17 protein-coding genes are annotated in these 16,760 nt (G+C 61.6%); 5 read left to right on the top strand and 12 right to left on the bottom strand.

Annotated features, from left to right (window positions below):
- The first annotated feature begins 347 nt into the window (after positions 1-347).
- From MQW79_RS02625 to hflX, 4 genes are all read left to right on the top strand, one after another.
- Entirely contained in the window at positions 348-2,681 is a 2,334-nt protein-coding gene (locus MQW79_RS02625; protein ID WP_476586658.1) for a sensor histidine kinase, read from the top strand.
- Complete coding sequence (ntrX, locus tag MQW79_RS02620; protein WP_476586657.1) at positions 2,681-4,063, top strand: nitrogen assimilation response regulator NtrX; 1,383 nt, start codon at positions 2,681-2,683, stop codon at positions 4,061-4,063. The genes MQW79_RS02625 and ntrX overlap by 1 nt, the downstream gene beginning before the upstream one ends.
- A gap of 184 nt (positions 4,064-4,247) precedes the next feature.
- Positions 4,248-4,499: an RNA chaperone Hfq gene (gene hfq, locus MQW79_RS02615; protein WP_035078721.1), complete on the top strand. Its 252-nt coding sequence runs from the start codon at positions 4,248-4,250 to the stop codon at positions 4,497-4,499.
- 8 nt (positions 4,500-4,507) lie between these two features.
- On the top strand, positions 4,508-5,875 hold the full coding sequence (gene hflX / locus MQW79_RS02610; RefSeq protein WP_476586656.1) for a GTPase HflX: 1,368 nt from the start codon (positions 4,508-4,510) through the stop codon (positions 5,873-5,875).
- Here hflX and mazG read toward each other — a convergent pair.
- The 7 genes from mazG to MQW79_RS02575 form a co-directional block, all read right to left on the bottom strand.
- On the bottom strand, positions 5,872-6,681 hold the full coding sequence (gene mazG / locus MQW79_RS02605; RefSeq protein WP_476588172.1) for a nucleoside triphosphate pyrophosphohydrolase: 810 nt from the start codon (positions 6,679-6,681) through the stop codon (positions 5,872-5,874). The two genes, hflX and mazG, sit on opposite strands and share 4 nt — an antisense overlap.
- A 349-nt stretch (positions 6,682-7,030) precedes the next feature.
- Positions 7,031-8,248 (bottom strand): arsenite efflux MFS transporter ArsK, encoded by a 1,218-nt coding sequence (arsK, locus tag MQW79_RS02600; protein WP_476586655.1) that lies wholly within the window; start codon positions 8,246-8,248, stop codon positions 7,031-7,033.
- 6 nt (positions 8,249-8,254) lie between these two features.
- Positions 8,255-8,980: an arsenical resistance protein ArsH gene (arsH, locus tag MQW79_RS02595; protein WP_476586654.1), complete on the bottom strand. Its 726-nt coding sequence runs from the start codon at positions 8,978-8,980 to the stop codon at positions 8,255-8,257.
- Complete coding sequence (arsC, locus tag MQW79_RS02590; protein ID WP_476586653.1) at positions 8,955-9,377, bottom strand: arsenate reductase (glutaredoxin); 423 nt, start codon at positions 9,375-9,377, stop codon at positions 8,955-8,957. Before arsC ends, arsH begins: the two co-directional genes overlap by 26 nt.
- The gene (locus MQW79_RS02585) at positions 9,374-10,069 is read right to left on the bottom strand and encodes an aquaporin (protein WP_476586652.1); all 696 of its coding nucleotides are present in this window, start codon (positions 10,067-10,069) and stop codon (positions 9,374-9,376) included. The genes arsC and MQW79_RS02585 overlap by 4 nt, the downstream gene beginning before the upstream one ends.
- Positions 10,066-10,596, bottom strand: a complete 531-nt coding sequence (locus MQW79_RS02580) for an arsenate reductase ArsC (RefSeq protein WP_476586651.1) — start codon at positions 10,594-10,596, stop codon at positions 10,066-10,068. Before MQW79_RS02580 ends, MQW79_RS02585 begins: the two co-directional genes overlap by 4 nt.
- Positions 10,586-10,960 carry an ArsR/SmtB family transcription factor gene (locus MQW79_RS02575; protein ID WP_476586650.1) on the bottom strand — a complete coding sequence of 125 codons (375 nt, stop codon included), beginning with the start codon at positions 10,958-10,960 and terminating at the stop codon, positions 10,586-10,588. Before MQW79_RS02575 ends, MQW79_RS02580 begins: the two co-directional genes overlap by 11 nt.
- 41 nt (positions 10,961-11,001) lie before the next feature.
- Between MQW79_RS02575 and MQW79_RS02570 the strand changes: the two genes are divergently transcribed.
- The gene (locus MQW79_RS02570; RefSeq protein ID WP_476586649.1) at positions 11,002-11,517 is read left to right on the top strand and encodes a DUF6428 family protein; all 516 of its coding nucleotides are present in this window, start codon (positions 11,002-11,004) and stop codon (positions 11,515-11,517) included.
- Between the two features lie 75 nt (positions 11,518-11,592).
- Here MQW79_RS02570 and MQW79_RS02565 read toward each other — a convergent pair whose 3' ends face one another.
- The 5 genes from MQW79_RS02565 to tmk form a co-directional block, all read right to left on the bottom strand.
- Positions 11,593-12,429, bottom strand: a complete 837-nt coding sequence (locus tag MQW79_RS02565; RefSeq protein ID WP_476586648.1) for an MBL fold metallo-hydrolase — start codon at positions 12,427-12,429, stop codon at positions 11,593-11,595.
- 3 nt (positions 12,430-12,432) lie between these two features.
- Positions 12,433-13,212, bottom strand: a complete 780-nt coding sequence (locus tag MQW79_RS02560; RefSeq protein WP_476586647.1) for a TatD family hydrolase — start codon at positions 13,210-13,212, stop codon at positions 12,433-12,435.
- A 1-nt stretch (position 13,213) separates the two neighbouring features.
- A complete protein-coding gene (gene metG, locus MQW79_RS02555) occupies positions 13,214-14,764 on the bottom strand; it encodes a methionine--tRNA ligase (RefSeq protein WP_476586645.1) in 1,551 nt (516 codons plus the stop codon).
- The gene (locus tag MQW79_RS02550) at positions 14,761-15,786 is read right to left on the bottom strand and encodes an AAA family ATPase (RefSeq protein WP_476586643.1); all 1,026 of its coding nucleotides are present in this window, start codon (positions 15,784-15,786) and stop codon (positions 14,761-14,763) included. Before MQW79_RS02550 ends, metG begins: the two co-directional genes overlap by 4 nt.
- An 89-nt stretch (positions 15,787-15,875) precedes the next feature.
- Positions 15,876-16,562, bottom strand: coding sequence for a dTMP kinase (gene tmk, locus MQW79_RS02545; protein WP_476586642.1), 687 nt, complete (start codon positions 16,560-16,562; stop codon positions 15,876-15,878).
- Positions 16,563-16,760 lie beyond the last annotated feature (198 nt).

Here is a 16,760-nt window from a genome sequence, read left to right as displayed (position 1 = left end):
CCTGTTGCTGGCGGCTGTCCAGCGGGATTACGGGTGCTCAATGGGTCGTGAGAAAGGTGAAGATTGGTCGCTACTGCTCACACATATTTCTCGGTCACGTGAAGGAAATGGTCCGCGGGTACGTGCCCTAAGAGCATAGCTCTTCGGGCCTCGGCCGCGGAAAACGCGCCCTGGCGCGCTTTCCTGTCGCTGCCGAGTGTCACATTTTGGCAACAATTGTGTTGAAGGGTCGGTGGAATTGGGTCAGGCTTCGCTTTCCTGCCCGTGCTGCATCTATGTAACGGGGCAGTAGGGCAGGTCATTTCAGTGCGCGACTTGGTCGCAAAGCGAAGGAAACCGGGCAGTTTATGGCCGATTTGGTCAACGCCAGCGATGAGCATGTGAGCGAATCTGCGCCTGAAGCGAGGCGCGGACGCTATACGATGTCGCACATGCGACAGAACCAGTCCTTGCGCGTGCTCGGATTCGTCGTCGTGTTTGCTTCAGTGCTGATGTCCTCTGCGTCGTTCCTGATCGTGTCTGGCATTACCACGATCGAACCCTCGCCGGCGGTCTGGACGATCCTCTGGATCGTGACAGGGGTTCTGGTGCTCCTGGTGATTGCCCTTGTCGTCACCGAGGCCGTCCTGCTGTTTCAGGCGCGCCTCCGCGGTGAACCGGGCGCAGGCCTGCAAGTGCGCATGGTTGCGATGTTCGCCTTTGTGGCCGCGGTGCCGGCGGCTCTGGTCGCGGTGGTGGCGACCGTGGCGCTCAACCAGGGCCTGGATCAATGGTTCTCCGAGCGCACGCGCGCCATGGTGGAAAGCTCGCGACTTGTCGCCCGCTCCTACATGCTTGAGCATGCCCAGGTCCTCCGCGACGACATCATCTGGGTGGCAACTGAGCTAGAACAGGCACGGGGGACGTATGAGGACGAGCCCGAACGCTTCGAGCGCATCCTGACCGCCCTGGCAGTGACCCGATCCTTGCCGTTTACCTCGCTCATCAATCGTGAAGGCGAAACGTTGATGCGCGCACAGATCAATGTGGGCGGCGCCTTCCCCAAGCTTCCCGCGGGTGTCACGGATGGGGTGGTCGAGGGCATTCCCACGCCCATTGCGCCAGGCGCGACCCAGTTCGTGGGCTCGGTGATCAAGCTGCGCGGATACGATGAGACCTATCTGTTCGTGGCCCGGCCGGTGGATGCCGAAGTGCTCGAATACATGCGTCTCACAGACGAGAACATCACGGAATACCGCGAATATGCGTCGAACCGGCTGGTGTTCCAGATCACCTTTACCATCATGTATGTTGGTCTGGCGGTGGTGCTTCTGCTCGCTGCGCTCTGGGTCGGCATCGCACTGGCCAACCGGTTCGTCGATCCGATCCGAAATCTGATGATCGCCTCGCGGCGGGTGAGTTCGGGCGACCTCGATGTGCAGGTGCCGGTTCAGGAAGGCCGGGGTGACTTGCGCGATCTTTCCAACGGTTTCAACCGCATGACTCAGCAGCTCAAGACGCAGCGACAGGACCTGCTCAAGGCCAATGAGGTGAACGAGAAGCGCCGCCAGTTCACGGAAGCTGTGGTGGAGGGTGTGTCGGCGGGCATTATCGGTCTCGATCCCTATGGGGCGGTGACGCTGGTCAATGCTCGGGCCTGTGAAATGCTGGGGAAGACGGAAATCGAGCTGATGGGTGAGCCCATGGACCAGATCATGCCCGAAATCAGGTCGACAATGGAGAAGGCCCGTTCGGCCCGTCGCGGCCAAGTCCGTGACCAGATCCAGCTCGGCAACGAAACCGACAGGCGTATTTATCAGGTGCAGCTGACCCGAGAGGGCTCGATTACCGAATCCAAGGGCTTCGTGCTGACCTTTGACGACATTACCGACCTTGAATCGGCGCAACGCACGAGCGCCTGGGCGGACGTTGCGCGACGCATTGCCCATGAAATCAAGAACCCGCTGACGCCGATCCAGCTCTCGGCCGAGCGCCTGCGGCGCCGGTACGGCAGCAAGCTTGAAGACGACCGTGACGTGTTCGACAAGTGCATCAACACGATCGTCCGGCAAGTCGGTGACATTGGCCGGATGGTCGACGAGTTCTCGGCGTTCGCCCGTATGCCAGTGTCGGCTCCGGAGATTGCGGACCTCAGCGACACGATCCGCCAGGCAGTGTTCCTCGAAAGCGTGCGCCTGCCAGAGGTGAACATCGTGACTCTGCTGCCCGAAGAGGCCATCGTGGGCTGGTTCGACGCGCGACTGGTGTCGCAATCGTTGACCAACCTCATCAAGAACGCAGTCGAAGCCTTCGAGGGCTTGGCCTTGACTGGCGAATGGCAGCCCACCATCACCGTCGAGGCGCATATCGAGGGCAACCATGCCCGGGTATCAGTCACGGACAATGGCAAGGGCTGGCCAGCCGAAAACCGGCAGCGTTTGCTGGAGCCCTACATGACGACCAGGGAAAAGGGCACCGGGCTAGGCCTGGCAATTGTGGCCCGCATCATCGAGCAGCACGGGGGTATCGTCGAGCTTATCGACGCGGATCCCGATCCGCAGGGCAGGGTGGGTGCATGCGTTACCTTCACTCTTCCTTTGCATTCCCCTGCAATGACCACCACCGAGGCAGACACCGCAACCGCGGATGACAACGCTGCCCAAGAGGAGGAGCCGCAGTTTCCTGCGGTTGTTCGCAAGTAATGGCACTAGATATCCTGATCATCGACGACGAGGATGACATCCGCGACCTGATCGCTGGTATTCTCGAGGATGAAGGCTACGAAGCCCGGCAGGCACACGACGCCGATAGCGGGCTTAACGAAATTGCCCGGCGTCGGCCGAGCCTGGTCTTCCTGGACATCTGGATGCAGGGGTCGCGTCTTGATGGGCTGCAATTGCTCGATGTGTTCCAGAACCAGCATCCGGACATGCCGGTTGTGATGATCTCGGGGCATGGCAATGTCGAGACGGCCGTGTCGGCCATCCGCCGCGGCGCCTACGACTACATCGAAAAGCCTTTCAAGATTGACCGGCTGCTGCATGTCACGCAGCGCGCGATGGAAGCTACGCGCCTGCGCAGCGAAGTCGCCGAACTCAAGGAAAGATCGGCCAGCAAAAGCGCGGAAATGGTCGGCACCTCGCCTGCCTTGCAGCAGATCCGCGGTATCATCGAGAAATCCGCGCCCACAAATTCGCGCATTTTCATCTCTGGCCCGTCCGGCGCGGGGAAGGGCCTTGTAGCTCGCCAGATCCATCAGCGCAGTCCAAGGGCGAATGCGCCCTTCGTCGAAATCAACGCCTCGCTCTATGCGCCCGATGAAGTGCCGCTGGTGCTGTTTGGCCGCGAGGCTCGCGACAAGACCGGACTGCTCAAGGTTGAGGTCGGCGCACTAGAGCGTGCGCATGGCGGCACGCTTTACCTGTCGGAGGTAACGACCCTTCCGCAGCAGGTGCAAGCAGCCCTTCTGCGTACCCTGGTTGAAAACCGCTTCAACCGCGTTGGTGGAACGCAGGCCGTGCCGATCGACGTGCGCATCATTTCCTCGAGTTCGCAGAATGTTGCGGCGCAGGTCGATGCCGGGGAATTCCGGTCGGACCTGTTCCACCGCCTCTCAATCGTGCCGCTGCCCCTGACACCGCTGCGCGAGCGCCGCGAGGACGTGCCGCCCCTGGTTACCGTGTTTATCGAGCAGGTGTGCCGCATGCACAACTTGCAGCGACTGAGTGTTGGCGATGACGCTATGGCCGTGCTTCAGGCTCAGGAATGGCCAGGCAATGCGCGTCAGTTGCGCAACTCGCTGGAGCGACTGCTAATCCTCATGAAAGACCAGCAGCCTGAAAATGGCGTGATCACCGCGGCCATGTTGCCTTCCGACATTGGGGAAGTTCTGCCCACGGTCGGCGACACCGATTCCTCGGCGCATCTCATGAGCCTGCCGCTGAGGGAGGCCAGGGAAGTGTTCGAGCGGCAGTACCTGTTGGCACAGATCGAGCGGTTTGGAGGCAACATTTCCAAGACCGCAGAATTCGTCGGCATGGAGCGCAGCGCCCTTCACCGAAAGATCAAGTCCCTCGGGCTCTGAAAAAGTTATGAAAAAGCGTCGCTGCCATGCGATGGCGGCGGGTAGGCAGTCGCGATCAACTGTGCCATAGTGATTTGTATACGTTATTTCGGATGTGGGGACTGGGCGGCAGTCCTCAACAGTTCGGACGCAATTTCATTGCGACAACAACAGCGACAATAAATGCCGCGATAAAGAGGCCTAAATGCCCAGCGAGAAACAACAAAACCTTCAGGATTCATTCCTCAACCACGTCCGCAAGCAGAAAGTCCCGGTCACCATTTTCCTGGTGAACGGTGTGAAGCTGCAGGGCGTCATCACGTGGTTCGACAATTTCTGTCTGCTGTTGCGTCGTGACGCGCAGTCGCAACTGGTCTATAAGCACGCCATCTCAACCATCATGCCCGGCGCGCCGATCCAGCTGTTCGACCCTGAGCAGAACAACGACCACGACTGACGGAATACATGGACGATTTTGACGACGAAGCGGGCGCACTTCCGGGCGGCCCGAAGGCCTATATCGATCGGCAGGAACAGCCGACACGTACCGGGCTCGTCTGTCCTGATGTTCGCGGTAAATCGTCCTATCACAGCATCGAGGCGCGCCAGGCCGAGTTCGAAGGCCTGGCCGAGGCCATCAGGCTCGATGTGCTGTTTTCAGACGTCGTCAAGGTCCGCGAGATCCGGCCCGCTACGTATATCGGGGCCGGCCATGTGGAAGCCCTGGCCGCCAAGGTCAAGGCCGACAAGATCGAGCTCCTGCTTGTGGACGCGCCGCTGACGCCTATCCAGCAGCGCAATCTTGAGCGCGAGACGGGCACCAAGGTGCTCGACCGTACGGCGCTGATCCTTGAAATCTTCGGCGAGCGGGCGGCGACACGCGAGGGTGTGCTGCAGGTCGAGCTGGCGCATCTCAACTACCAGAAGGGGCGCCTTGTTCGCTCCTGGACCCACCTCGAACGTCAGCGCGGCAGCGGCGGCAGCGGCTTCATGGGAGGTCCGGGCGAAACCCAGATCGAAAGTGACCGCCGGCAGATCACCGACCGCATTGTCCTGCTCGAAGACCGGCTCGACAAGGTGAAGAAAACACGCGCCCAGCAGCGCGCGCAGCGCATCCGTGCCGCAATCCCCGTTGTGGCCCTCGTCGGCTATACCAATGCCGGCAAATCCAGCTTGTTCAACAGGTTGACCGGGGCAGGGGTGTTCGCGGAAGACCTGCTCTTTGCCACGCTTGACACAACTGTGCGCAAGCTGGAGCTGCCGCATGGCCGCGAGGTCATGCTGAGTGACACGGTGGGCTTCGTCGCCGACCTGCCGCACGACCTGGTCGCCGCATTCCGCGCCACTCTCGAAGAAGTGGTGGACGCCGACATCATCCTGCATGTTCGCGACATCGCCAATCCTGACCATGCTGCCCAGGCCCAGGACGTCCTGACGGTGCTCGACGAGCTGGGCGTCTCCTCGGAGTCGACGCCGATCATCGAAGTCTGGAACAAGATCGACCTGCTCGAAGAGCCTGGGCTGGCGCTGGCCTCTGCGGCTCCGGCTGGCAAGGTCCTGGCCACTATGCCGGTCTCTGCCCATACCGGGCAGGGTGTCGAGGAGTTGCTCGACCTGGTCGAAAAGTCGCTGGGCGAAAAGGCACGAACTTACCATGTGCATGTGCCGCATAGTGCTGGCGCTGACATTGGCTGGCTGCACAGCCATGCCGAGGTGATCTCACGCGATGAACCGTCGGAGGTGGGCCAGGACTATGTCGTGCGCGTTGACCCACGGCACAGGACCGCGTTCCTCGAGCGCTTTAATGGCCGGATTGCAGTGTCTGACCTCTAGGCCTTGTCGCGGGCGCGGATTTCATTCCAGTAGCCGTCCAGGCGATCAAGGCCAGCCGAGGCTGCCTCAATGCCATCTTCGCGGCAACGCGCTTCGACGTAATGGAAGCGCCGGGTAAACTTCGAGTTGGCGTCGCGCAGCGCCGCTTCAGGATCAACGCCGGCCTTGCGGGCGAGGTTGGCGACGGCAAAGAGCAGGTCGCCAATCTCTTCTCGAATCGCGGCCTCATCCCCCGTCGCCTCGGCTTCTGCCACTTCAGCCAGCTCCTCAGCTACCTTCGCACGCACGGAGGGCAGGTCAGGCCAGTCGAAACCGATCTTGGCGGCGCGCTTGGTCAGTTTCTCGGCCCGGGCGAGGGCAGGGAGAACCTGTGGAACATCATCGAGGATAGAGGGTTCGGTTTCGCCCTTGCGCTCGGCCTTGGCCGCGCGCTCGCGCACCTTGATCGCCTCCCAGCGGTCCTGGGCGTCATCGGCACCTTCAGCCACCACGTCACCAAAGACGTGTGGATGTCGCCGGATGAGCTTTTCCGTGATGGCCTGGACGACGTCGCCGATGTCGAAATGACCGGCCTCCTTGGCCATCTGCGCGTGGTAGATTGGCTGAAGCAGGAGATCGCCCAGTTCCTCGCGCAGATCCGCGAAATCCTCGCGTTCGATCGCGTCGGCAACCTCGTATGCTTCTTCGATCGTATAGTGGCGGATAGACCGGAAATCCTGCTCAAGATCCCACGGACAGCCACCGTTGGGATCGCGGAGCGCCGACATGATCTCGATCAGGCGGGAAATGTCGCGGGATGGCTGCATACTACGCTCGGTCAGTTGAATCGGTGCGCCACCATAGCCTGCATTACGCCGGCAGGCAGGGTGTTTTTGCCGCGTTGCCAGCAGGAATTGCCGCATTCACCTGCATATGGGGTCAGGCAGCGGAAGCCGAGCTGGATTGCTCGAGCAGCCTGAGGCAGGGAATGGCTGTGCCGAACCGCAGGCCAGGATTTGGCCACAGCGAAACCATCAATCTGTAGTTCGCATAATATATATTATGGAACTTCCGTGCGCCAGAAATTGCGGGAAGCTACGCATGCCCAGGCGGAGTTGCCCTCGACGCCTTTGTTCTAAGCCTGGTATTGCGGCACAGACCTCAGGCACGCCCGGACTATGCGGACTGCGACAAGCCCGTCGGCGGAGCCGCGAGTTTCGCGCGGCGCCAGATTTCAGCGAACACAGCCACGCAGGCCAGTCCCGCACCGGCCAGAATCCAGACGGAAACCCTGGGCCCAATGGCACCCAGTGCGACCGAAAGCGCAAACGGTGCAATGGCTGAGACGCCGAGACGACCGAAGCTGATCCACCCTAAGCGCTTGCCAAACCCTGCCCTTCCGAACAGGGCCAGCGGCAAAGTGCCCGAAACGATGCTGAAAAGACCGCTGCCGAGACCGAAGATGACAGCGAATGCGATGGACCCAACAAGCGCTGGCGCCGTCAGGGCCAGTATCGCGAGCGCGGTCGGCATGAGTACTGCCGAAATCACCGCCAATGTCGGCGCCGGCAGGTCTTTTCCGAACGCCATGTTGACGAGACGGCTCGCGACCTGAGCGGGACCAAAGAGCGCGGCAACCATCACTCCGCTGCCGCCGAGCCCGAGCAGGCCCAACATGGGCACGATATGAAACAAGGTGGCTGCCGAAACAAAGCCGGCCAATGAAAAGCCGAGCACCACCAAGACGAATGTGAGGTTTCCGGCGCCGCCCGCATCCATGGCGGGGCTCGCACTCTGTTCAAGGGGCTGCTGAGACGCAAACCGGGCAATCCGGATGAGCCAGAGGTGGAGTGGCAGGCAGACAAGGACGTGCATGCCGGCGAAAACGAAATAGACCTGATGCCAGTTTAGCCCTTGCAGCATCCACGTGGTCAGGGGCCAGAAAATCGTCGACGCAAAGCCGGCGATCAGGGTGAGATAGGTAATGTTTCGCTGCGCTTTCGGCCCCGTCGCTTGAGCAAGAAGAGCGAAGGCCGTCGAATAGAGCACGAAGGCCGACGCCAGCTCGACGAGGATCAGTCCCGCAAGGAACATGACGACATTGCCTGCGAGGCCACAGGCGATCAGCGATACTGCCGCGGCGCCTGACCCGATCGACAGCACCCGTCCGGCGCCATGCTTGTCGGCAAGATCACCCGCATAGGGCGAAATCAGACCGCCTGCGAGAAGCGCGAGGGAAATCGACCCATATATCCACGCGACGGCAACCCCGAACTCCTCGGCAATGCCCGGCGCCAGGATGGAGAAGCTATAGTAGAGCGTCCCATAGCCGACGATCTGGGTTACGCCCAGTGCCCAGATGGCCCCGGCACTGGAGTGGGTCGCTTTAGGCATATGGTGTCAGATCGCGCTGAGGCTGACCCGCTCGTCGAGTTTGGCCGCGGCCTCTTTGCGCTCGCTGTAGCGGGAGGTTAGGTAACCGGAAACGCCACGGTTGATCAGCGTGAATTTCATCAGCTCTTCCATGACATCCACTACCCTATCGTAGAAGTGTGACGGTTTCATTCGACCGTCGGGTTCGAACTCCTGGAAGGCTTTCGCCACAGAGCTTTGGTTGGGAATCGTCACCATGCGCATCCAGCGACCCAGAATGCGCATCTGATTGACGGCATTGAACGACTGCGACCCGCCCGAGACTTGCATGACCGCCAGGGTTCGGCCCTGCGTCGGCCGGATGGCGCCGCCCGGCAGCGGTATCCAGTCGATCTGGGCTTTGAGCACCGAACTCATGGCGCCATGACGCTCGGGGCTGGTCCAGACCTGGCCCTCTGACCAGAGCATGAGTTCGCGCAGCTCCTGCACCTTGGCATGGTCGTCCGGCCCGTCACCCGGCAGCGGCAGACCGCGCGGGTGGAAAATTCGGACTTCGGCCCCAAAGGCTTCAAGCAGTCTTTGGGCTTCAAGCGTGAGAAGCCGGCTATGGGAGCGCTCCCGCAGGGAGCCGTAGAGCATGAGGATGCGAGGCTTGTGCTGCAACTCCGGCGCGACCAATCGTGAGCGCTCGGGCACTTCGAAGGCAGCAGTGACAATATTGGGCAGATCAGGCAAGGCGCTTGCCCTCGGCATCTATGATCACTTCGCCATCTTCCTTGGTGAAGGGCCCTATGTTGGGGTTTTCGAGAATGTCGAGCACGACTTCGGAAGGCCGGCAAAGGCGGGTACCAATCGGCGTTTCGACAAACGGCCGGTTGAGCAGAACCGGGTGCTCGCCAATGGCGTTGAGCAGCGCGTCTTCGGTGAGGCTGGTATCGCCAAGGCCCAGCGCCTCATATGGCGTGTCCTTCTGGCGAATGGCCTGTCGCAGAGTAATCCCGGCCGCAGAAACCAGTTCGACGATGCGTTCGCGGCTCGGCGGATTCTTCAAATATTCGATCACGGTGGGCTCGACACCGCTTTGCCGGATCATGGCCAGCGTATTGCGGGAGGTACCGCATTCGGGGTTGTGATAGATGGTGACGGTCATGAAGGGTCTTCCGGGTTGATGGGGAGATCGCTGCCCGTGGGCCCCTGAAGCAGCCAGGACATTACGACAAGCGCGACGAGCGCCCCAGCCACTTGGGCTAGGATGAAACCCGGCAGATCGAGCGGGCGAATGCCGGAGAAAGTGTCTGTGAATGAACGCGCAATGGCGACCGCCGGGTTGGCGAACGAGGTGGAGGCCGTGAACCAATAGGCCGCGGTAATGTAGAGGCCGACGAGCATCGGCACGGCTTTCCGCTCGAAGCGTATGCCGGCCAGAATTACGGCGATAAGACCGAACGCAGCGATACCCTCGGCGAACCATTGGCCCCCACCTGTCCGGATCTTGGTCGAAGCCTGGAGCAAGGGCAGCGCGAACATTGCATGGGCGGTGACGGCCCCCGCCACGCCGCCGGCGATCTGCACCAGGGCATAGAGCCCAGCGTCCCGCGCTGGCAGCTCGCGACGCAGCGTGAAAACCAGCGACACCGCCGGATTGAAGTGAGCACCCGAAATCGGCCCGAGCGTGCTGATGAGCACGACCAGAATGGCACCGGTGGCGACGGTATTGGCGAGCAATGCCAGCGCGACATCGGTAGTGAGGATTTCGGCCATGATGCCGGAACCCACCACCGTCGCAACCAGCAGTCCGGTGCCGAGTGCTTCGGCGGTCAGGCGGCGCGATAGATCGATCATGCCGCCCCGGCAGACTTGGATGTGCTGCCTTCCATGGCGCCGATGCCGCGAAGTTTCGAGGTCAGGGCCATGCGGTCGATACTTTCGAGCGGCAGACTCATGAAGGCGGCCACGCGATTGCGCAGATAAATGAGCGCGTTTTCAAATGCGGCTTGCTGCTTGAATTCCGGGCCGGTGACCGCGGCGGGGTCTTCGATGCCCCAATGCGCAGTCACTGGCTGGCCGGGCCAGACGGGACAGGCTTCACCGGCGGCGTTGTCGCAGACCGTGAAGACGAAATCCATTTTCGGAGCATCCGGAGTGGCGAATTCATCCCAGGGCTTGGACCGCAGGCCATCGGTCGATATTCCGGCATTCTCAAGGGTGACGAGTGTCAGGGGATGCACCTCTCCCCGCGGCATCGAACCGGCTGAAAAGCCGCGGAAGCGACCTTGGCCGACATGATTGATCAGGGCCTCGCCCAGAATGGAGCGGGCGGAGTTCCCGGTGCACAGGAACAGGACGTTATATACGCGATCAGCAGGCACAGGCGGTCTCCTCGGCGTTGGCTTGTGTGCAGCATTCGGCAGCGACGGCAGCAGCGGGCATGCAGACTTCGGGATGGCCCGAGCAGCAGTCGCGCATGAGAAATTCAACGAGACCCGAGAGACCCTCGAAACTTGCGCTGTAGATGATGGATCGGCTCTCGCGACGGGATTGGATCAGCCCGGCACGCTCGAGATGGGAAAGGTGGAAGGAAGCGCTCGACGATGACGCATCGACGGCTTCGCCAATAGCGCCCGCCGCCATTCCCTCAGGGCCGGCCTGCACCAGGATGCGGACCATTCTGAGCCGGGTTTCCTGGCTCAGGGCGCCGAATGCACTGAGGGCTTGCGGTTCTTCGAGTTTCATCTCAATATCTCAACAATTATTGAATTAATGGATAGCCCAACATGAGCGCGCGCGCAACTCCCTCACCTTTCGAAGTCGAAACCTCGTTGCGCACTGTGCTCACCCGATTGGCTGCTAGGGAGGCCCTGCCCTTGTCCATCGAATACGGGGACAGGGTTGTTCAGTCTGGGTATCACATCACGGAAGTGAAAGCCGGCTCCTTCGTTGCCCTGGATTGCGGGGGTAATCCCGACGCCTGGCAAGAGACCGTTCTGCAGGTAGAGGACATTGCGGCCAAGGACGACCGTCCGATGATGACCGCAGGCAAGTTCCGGTCAATCCTGGCACAGGTCGACAAGAAGGTGCACCTCGATACTGACGCCCGCCTTACAATTGAAATCGGGCGCCCTGGCGAGGCGATGCAAGTCTTCGACATCGCTGCCCTGACGGTGTCCGAGGATCAAGCAATCTTGTCTCTGGGAGTCCGTGCTGCCATCTGCAAACCCCGCCATCGAGCGAAGGATACAGCCGCTGCCTCATGCTGCGCACCATCCGCGACGGTAGACGGTTGCTGCTAGACGCATCGCCGTCGTCTAGTCCCCTGCCCTGTCTTTGGCACCGTGATCGGTAAATGCCGCCTCGCATGGCGGATTCTAGCGGTTGAGGATGCGGCCCGAAAGGACGTCGATCTGCATGCCATCGAAGGCCGGTGTAACGTTGGCCGGGGTCTCGCTATCGGTCCTGCCATAGTCCAGATCGATATGCATATTGGTCAGCACCGCCTGCCGCGGTGCGAAGCGATCGATCTGGTCCAGCGTCTCAGGCAGGCTGAGATGGCTCGGATGCGGCGTTGGCCGCAAGGCATCTACAATCCAGGTGTCCAGTCCTGTCAGAGCGGCATGCGCGCTGCTTGGTATGGATGAGAGATCCGGCGTGTAGGCCAGGTCGCCGACCCGAAATCCGAAGGCGGTGATGTCGCCGTGGATCAGGTTGAAACCTGTCATGTTGATCACGCCACCCGGCCCTTCGATGGCAATCGTTTCCCCGTCGGAGATCTCGTGGGCATTCAGGATGGGTGGATAGGAACTGCCCGGAGGCGTCGAGAAGCAGTAGCCGAAGGACGCGAAGAGCCTCTCACCGCATTCGGGCGTGAAATACACATCGACGCGGCGGCGATTGTGCAGCGCCAGGACGCGGAGGTCATCGATCCCGTGAATATGGTCCGCGTGCTCGTGCGTGTAGAATACGGCGTCGATGCGGTCGACCTGGGCGTCCAGAAGCTGCTCGCGCAAATCCGCGCCGGTATCGATAAGTATCCGTGTCGGCTCGGAAATTCCGTCCGCCCAGCCCTCGATCAGCAGCGAACAGCGGCGGCGCCGGTTGCGTTTCTCATGCGGGTCGCAGGCACCCCAGACATTGCCGATGCGAGGCACGCCGCCCGATGACCCGCAGCCCAGAATGGTCGCGATGATCCGGTCGGGCTGGCTCATTGGCTATTTCACGCCGGTCTTGGAGAACAGACGGCCGAAATTAGCGGTCGTTTCAACACCGACCTGGTCAAGCGAAATGCCCCGGATTTCCGCGACTTTCTCGGCCGTGTGACGAACGAAACTGGGTTCGTTGGACTGGCCGCGATGCGGGATTGGTGCAAGGTACGGCGCATCAGTCTCGACGAGGTAGCGATCGGCCGGCACGATGCGGGCAACATCTTGAATTTCCTGGGCATTCTTGAACGTTACGATGCCGGAGAAAGAAATGTAGCCGCCCAGCGCCAAAGCGCGCTGCGCCAGACCCATGCCGGCGGTGAAGCAGTGCAGGACGAAGGGGAAGGCCCCCTGCCCGGCTTCTTCTTCAAGGATATTGGCCATGTCCTCATCGGCCTGGCGGCTGTGGATAACCAGTGGAAGACCGGTAATTCTGGCCGCTGCAATGTGACGCCTGAGACCGATGGCCTGGGCATCGCGCGGGGCGTTGTCGTAGAAATAGTCGAGGCCTGCCTCGCCAATGGCAACGCAGCGAGGGTGGGCACTTAGACGGACAAGTTCATCCGCTTCTATATGCAATTCCTCATGCGCATTGTGCGGATGCGTGCCCACCGAGCACCAGACGTTCTCATAACGTTCCGCCAGGCCGGCATAGGTGGAAAAGTTTTCCACCCTTGTGGATATCGTGACCATACCGACTACTCCGGCGGCGGCCGCGCGGGCCATCACGCCATCCAGATCAGCGCTCAAGGCTTCGAAATCGAGATGGCAGTGGCTGTCTATCAGCATGTTATTCGGCCGGCTTTTCGATACGGGCGAAGACGCCCTGCGGCGCCGACAACTCGGAATTTGCTAGCAGACTGTTAGCATTTGCCGCAGCTTCGAGGTTGCGCTGGTCAGCGGGCACGGCCAGCTGGTCAAGCAGACGCGCCGCAGAGGCTGGGACGAAAGCCTGCATGGGAATGGCAAGACGGCGCACCGTGTCGGCCGTAACATAGAGTACTGTCGCCATGCGTACCGGGTCCGTCTTCTTGAGCGCCCAGGGCTCCTGGCTGGCAAAGTAGTTGTTGGCCGAGCTCAGCGCCCCGATGATTGCGCCCGTGGCCTCATGCACCAGTTGCTGATCCATGGCCTTCTGGGCGGCGGCGAGGGCTTCGGTGACTTCGGCGATGATGGCGTTGTCGGCGTCAGTCAGGGCGCCGAGTTCGGGGACCTTGGCGTCGCAGTTCTTGTTGATCATCGACAGCGAACGCTGGGCCAGGTTGCCGAGATTGTTCGCAAGGTCGGCATTGACGCGGTTGACCAGCTTTTCGTGGCTGTAGTCGCCGTCATTGCCGAAAGAGACTTCGCGCAGGAAAAAATAGCGGACGGCGTCCTGGCCGAATGTGCTGACCAGTTCGAACGGATCGATGACATTGCCCAGCGACTTGCTCATCTTCTGGCCGTCGACGGTGAGGAAGCCGTGGGCGAAGACGCGGTGCTGCACGTCAAGACCAGCGCTTATCAGGAAGGCAGGCCAGTAGACGGTGTGGAAACGGATGATGTCCTTGCCGATCACATGCAGGTCGGCCGGCCAGAACTTCCTGAACAGCTCGCTGTTCTCGTCCGGATAGCCCACGCCGGTAATGTAGTTGGTCAGGGCGTCGACCCAAACATACATGACATGGCCTTCGGCGCCGGGCACCGGGATGCCCCAGTCAAAGGTGGTGCGGGAGATGGAGAGGTCCTGCAGGCCGCTCTTGACGAAGGAAATGATCTCGTTGCGGCGCTCTTTTGGCGCAATGAAATCGGGATTGGCTTCGTAGAGGTCCAGAAGTTTCTGCTGATAGGCCGAAAGGCGGAAGAAATAGGTTGGTTCCTCGACCCATTCCACCTCGGCACCCGAGGGCGCGAACTTCTTGCCGTCTTTCTCGGTCAGCTCGGCTTCGTCGAAATATGCCTCGTCGCGGACCGAGTACCAGCCCTTGTAGGTGGACTGGAAGATGTCGCCATTGTGGCTCGCTTCCATCTTCTTCCAGATGGCCTGCGACGCCTCGTGGTGACGCTGCTCGGTGGTCCGGATGAAGTCGTCGTTGGACAGGTTGAGTGCCTCGGCGAGCCTGCGGAACTCGCCCGAATTGCGGTCGGCAAGCTCGCGGACGGGAATGCCTTCCTTGGCTGCCGTCTGCACCATTTTGATGCCGTGCTCGTCAGTACCGGTGAGGAAATAGACGTCCCTGCCCTCAAGCCGCTTCCAGCGGGCAATGGCGTCGGTCGCGATCATCTCATAGGCGTGCCCGATATGGGGAGCGCCATTGGGATAGGAGATCGCGGTGGTGACGTAGAAGGGCTTGGCGGTCATGCTGGCTCGACGGGATTGGCGGACAGGGCGCAGTGCTTCCGGATGGCGTCAAAAATCACCACCAGCGTCTGTTTCATATCGAGGTTGACGCTGTCGGCTTCGCCCAGAAGTGCGCCTGCCTTCTCCCATAGGTCCGTGGCAGAGGCAAGACGCCTGCGTGCGCCGGGCTGCATGGCCGCCTCGCGCATTTCCGTGGCCAGCCAGTCATTGAGGATTTCGCGGGCGAAAGACATGTCGGCCCCTTGCGGGTCGCCGCCCAGGGCATCGGCCAATTGCAATTCCGCGGCGATCGGTGCCGCTTCGGGCTGCCGGAGCCACAGCAGCAACGCGCCAACAGGCGAATTTTCCGCCAGTGCCAGCGTTTCAAAGGCTCGACGCGGCCGTCCGCCTGCCAGCTGGATGGCGCGATCCAGCGATGTCTGATCAAGCGCCGGCAGGCTCGATGATACGACCTCCGCAACAAGCTGATCGGCCAGTGGACGCAGCGCCAGGTTGTGGCAGCGCGACCGGATGGTCGGCAATAACGAGCCGGGGCGATGCGAAATGAGGAAGAAGGTCGTATCGGCCGGTGGCTCTTCCAGGGTCTTGAGGAGCGCGTTGGCCGCGTTGGGATTGCAGTCGTCGATACTGTCGAGGATGGCGATACGCTGACCGGCGCGGCCACGGGTATGGTGCAGTCCGTCCCGCAGCTCGCGGACGTCCTCGACGCGAATGACCGAGTAGTAGCTCTTGGAATCCTTGGGCCGCCGGCGCAGGACGCCTAGATTGGGATGAGACATGGCGGCGACCTGTTCGCTGACGCGATGCTGGCTCTCGTCGCCGGTCGCTGCAAGGATGGCCACAGCCAGCTCGAAGGCCAGCGTGGCCTTGCCGATGCCCTGTGGACCATGAAGCATGATCGCGCCAGGCAGGCGTCGATCTGCGAGTTGGCCCAGGACGGCGCTGCGAATGGCGTCATGGCCAGTGGCCGCCTGCCGCTGTTCCGGCAGCGGCAGGTCAGGAAGTGCGGTCGGGTCGGTCATGCGGTCACCGTGTCCCTACAGAGCCCCTCGGGTCAAGCCCGAGGGCAGTTCCGTGGGTGTGAAAAGCAGGTCAGACACACTAGCAACGGTCACGAGACTGTCCCGGCCTGCAGCTCCGGAAAGCGGCCGCTGACCACGGCCCAGATCGCCGCTTCGAGCCTCTCTTCGTCCTGTTCGGCCGAGATAACCACGCAGCGGTCGGCATTGTTTGCAGCGATGTCGAGGAAATTTTCGCGCAGGCGCTGATGCCAGTCGAGTTCTTCCTTTTCGAAGCGGTCGCCGGTCACCTGCAATCCGTCTTCGACGGCGCGCTGCTCGACGCGCTTGAAGGCGACGACAGGGTCCATGTCGAGCACGATGGTCAGGTCGGGCGTATGGCCGTCCAGGGCGAGGTTTTCGAGGGCGTCGATGAGGCGGTCGTCCACGCCTCCCGTGAGGCCCTGATAGGCGCGCGTGCTGTCGCAGAAGCGATCGGAAATCACCCAAGTGCCCTTGGCCAGGTTGGGCGCGATCAACTGGGTGACATGGTCAAGGCGCGCGGCGGCAAAGAGCACGGCCTCGGAGCCGGCGCCCCAGGCTTCGGAGCGCCCCTGCAGGATAAAGGACCGGATGGCTTCGGCCTTCGGGGTGCCGCCGGGTTCGCGCGTGCGCAGGGCCTCTACGCCGTGTTGGCCCAGATTGTTGAGCAGCCGCCGGACTTGCGTGGATTTGCCGACACCTTCACCCCCTTCAAAGGTGATGAAACGGGCTGGCCGTCGATTGGGCGCTTCGAGCATGGGCAGGCGATTCCTTGGACTGGCTTCCTTTTAAGGCACAAGGCGCAAAGGGGAAAGGCGGGGGGCGGAATTGGGGACGAGAGACCTGAGGATGGGACGGGGTGCCGGGGCGAAGTTCCCGTAGGGTCGAGAAAATGCTCCTGTGCCTGCCAATTCACCGTGCCGTCCTCGGGCGTGACCCGAGGACCTATCTGACCA

This window comes from Devosia sp. Micro-HW1 (assembly GCF_056341075.1).
This window is presented reverse-complemented; position numbering and strand designations above follow the sequence as displayed.

What these genes read in the sequence shown, in the direction of transcription:
- MQW79_RS02625 (WP_476586658.1), top strand. Translation starts at nt 348, where the DNA reads ATGGCCGATTTGGTCAACGCCAGCGATGAGCATGTGAGCGAATCTGCG.
- ntrX (WP_476586657.1), top strand. Translation starts at nt 2,681, where the DNA reads ATGGCACTAGATATCCTGATCATCGACGACGAGGATGACATCCGCGAC.
- hfq (WP_035078721.1), top strand. Translation starts at nt 4,248, where the DNA reads ATGCCCAGCGAGAAACAACAAAACCTTCAGGATTCATTCCTCAACCAC.
- hflX (WP_476586656.1), top strand. Translation starts at nt 4,508, where the DNA reads ATGGACGATTTTGACGACGAAGCGGGCGCACTTCCGGGCGGCCCGAAG.
- mazG (WP_476588172.1), bottom strand. Translation starts at nt 6,681, where the DNA reads ATGCAGCCATCCCGCGACATTTCCCGCCTGATCGAGATCATGTCGGCG.
- arsK (WP_476586655.1), bottom strand. Translation starts at nt 8,248, where the DNA reads ATGCCTAAAGCGACCCACTCCAGTGCCGGGGCCATCTGGGCACTGGGC.
- arsH (WP_476586654.1), bottom strand. Translation starts at nt 8,980, where the DNA reads ATGCCGAGGGCAAGCGCCTTGCCTGATCTGCCCAATATTGTCACTGCT.
- arsC (WP_476586653.1), bottom strand. Translation starts at nt 9,377, where the DNA reads ATGACCGTCACCATCTATCACAACCCCGAATGCGGTACCTCCCGCAAT.
- MQW79_RS02585 (WP_476586652.1), bottom strand. Translation starts at nt 10,069, where the DNA reads ATGATCGATCTATCGCGCCGCCTGACCGCCGAAGCACTCGGCACCGGA.
- MQW79_RS02575 (WP_476586650.1), bottom strand. Translation starts at nt 10,960, where the DNA reads ATGAAACTCGAAGAACCGCAAGCCCTCAGTGCATTCGGCGCCCTGAGC.
- MQW79_RS02570 (WP_476586649.1), top strand. Translation starts at nt 11,002, where the DNA reads ATGAGCGCGCGCGCAACTCCCTCACCTTTCGAAGTCGAAACCTCGTTG.
- MQW79_RS02565 (WP_476586648.1), bottom strand. Translation starts at nt 12,429, where the DNA reads ATGAGCCAGCCCGACCGGATCATCGCGACCATTCTGGGCTGCGGGTCA.
- MQW79_RS02560 (WP_476586647.1), bottom strand. Translation starts at nt 13,212, where the DNA reads ATGCTGATAGACAGCCACTGCCATCTCGATTTCGAAGCCTTGAGCGCT.
- metG (WP_476586645.1), bottom strand. Translation starts at nt 14,764, where the DNA reads ATGACCGCCAAGCCCTTCTACGTCACCACCGCGATCTCCTATCCCAAT.
- MQW79_RS02550 (WP_476586643.1), bottom strand. Translation starts at nt 15,786, where the DNA reads ATGACCGACCCGACCGCACTTCCTGACCTGCCGCTGCCGGAACAGCGG.
- tmk (WP_476586642.1), bottom strand. Translation starts at nt 16,562, where the DNA reads ATGCTCGAAGCGCCCAATCGACGGCCAGCCCGTTTCATCACCTTTGAA.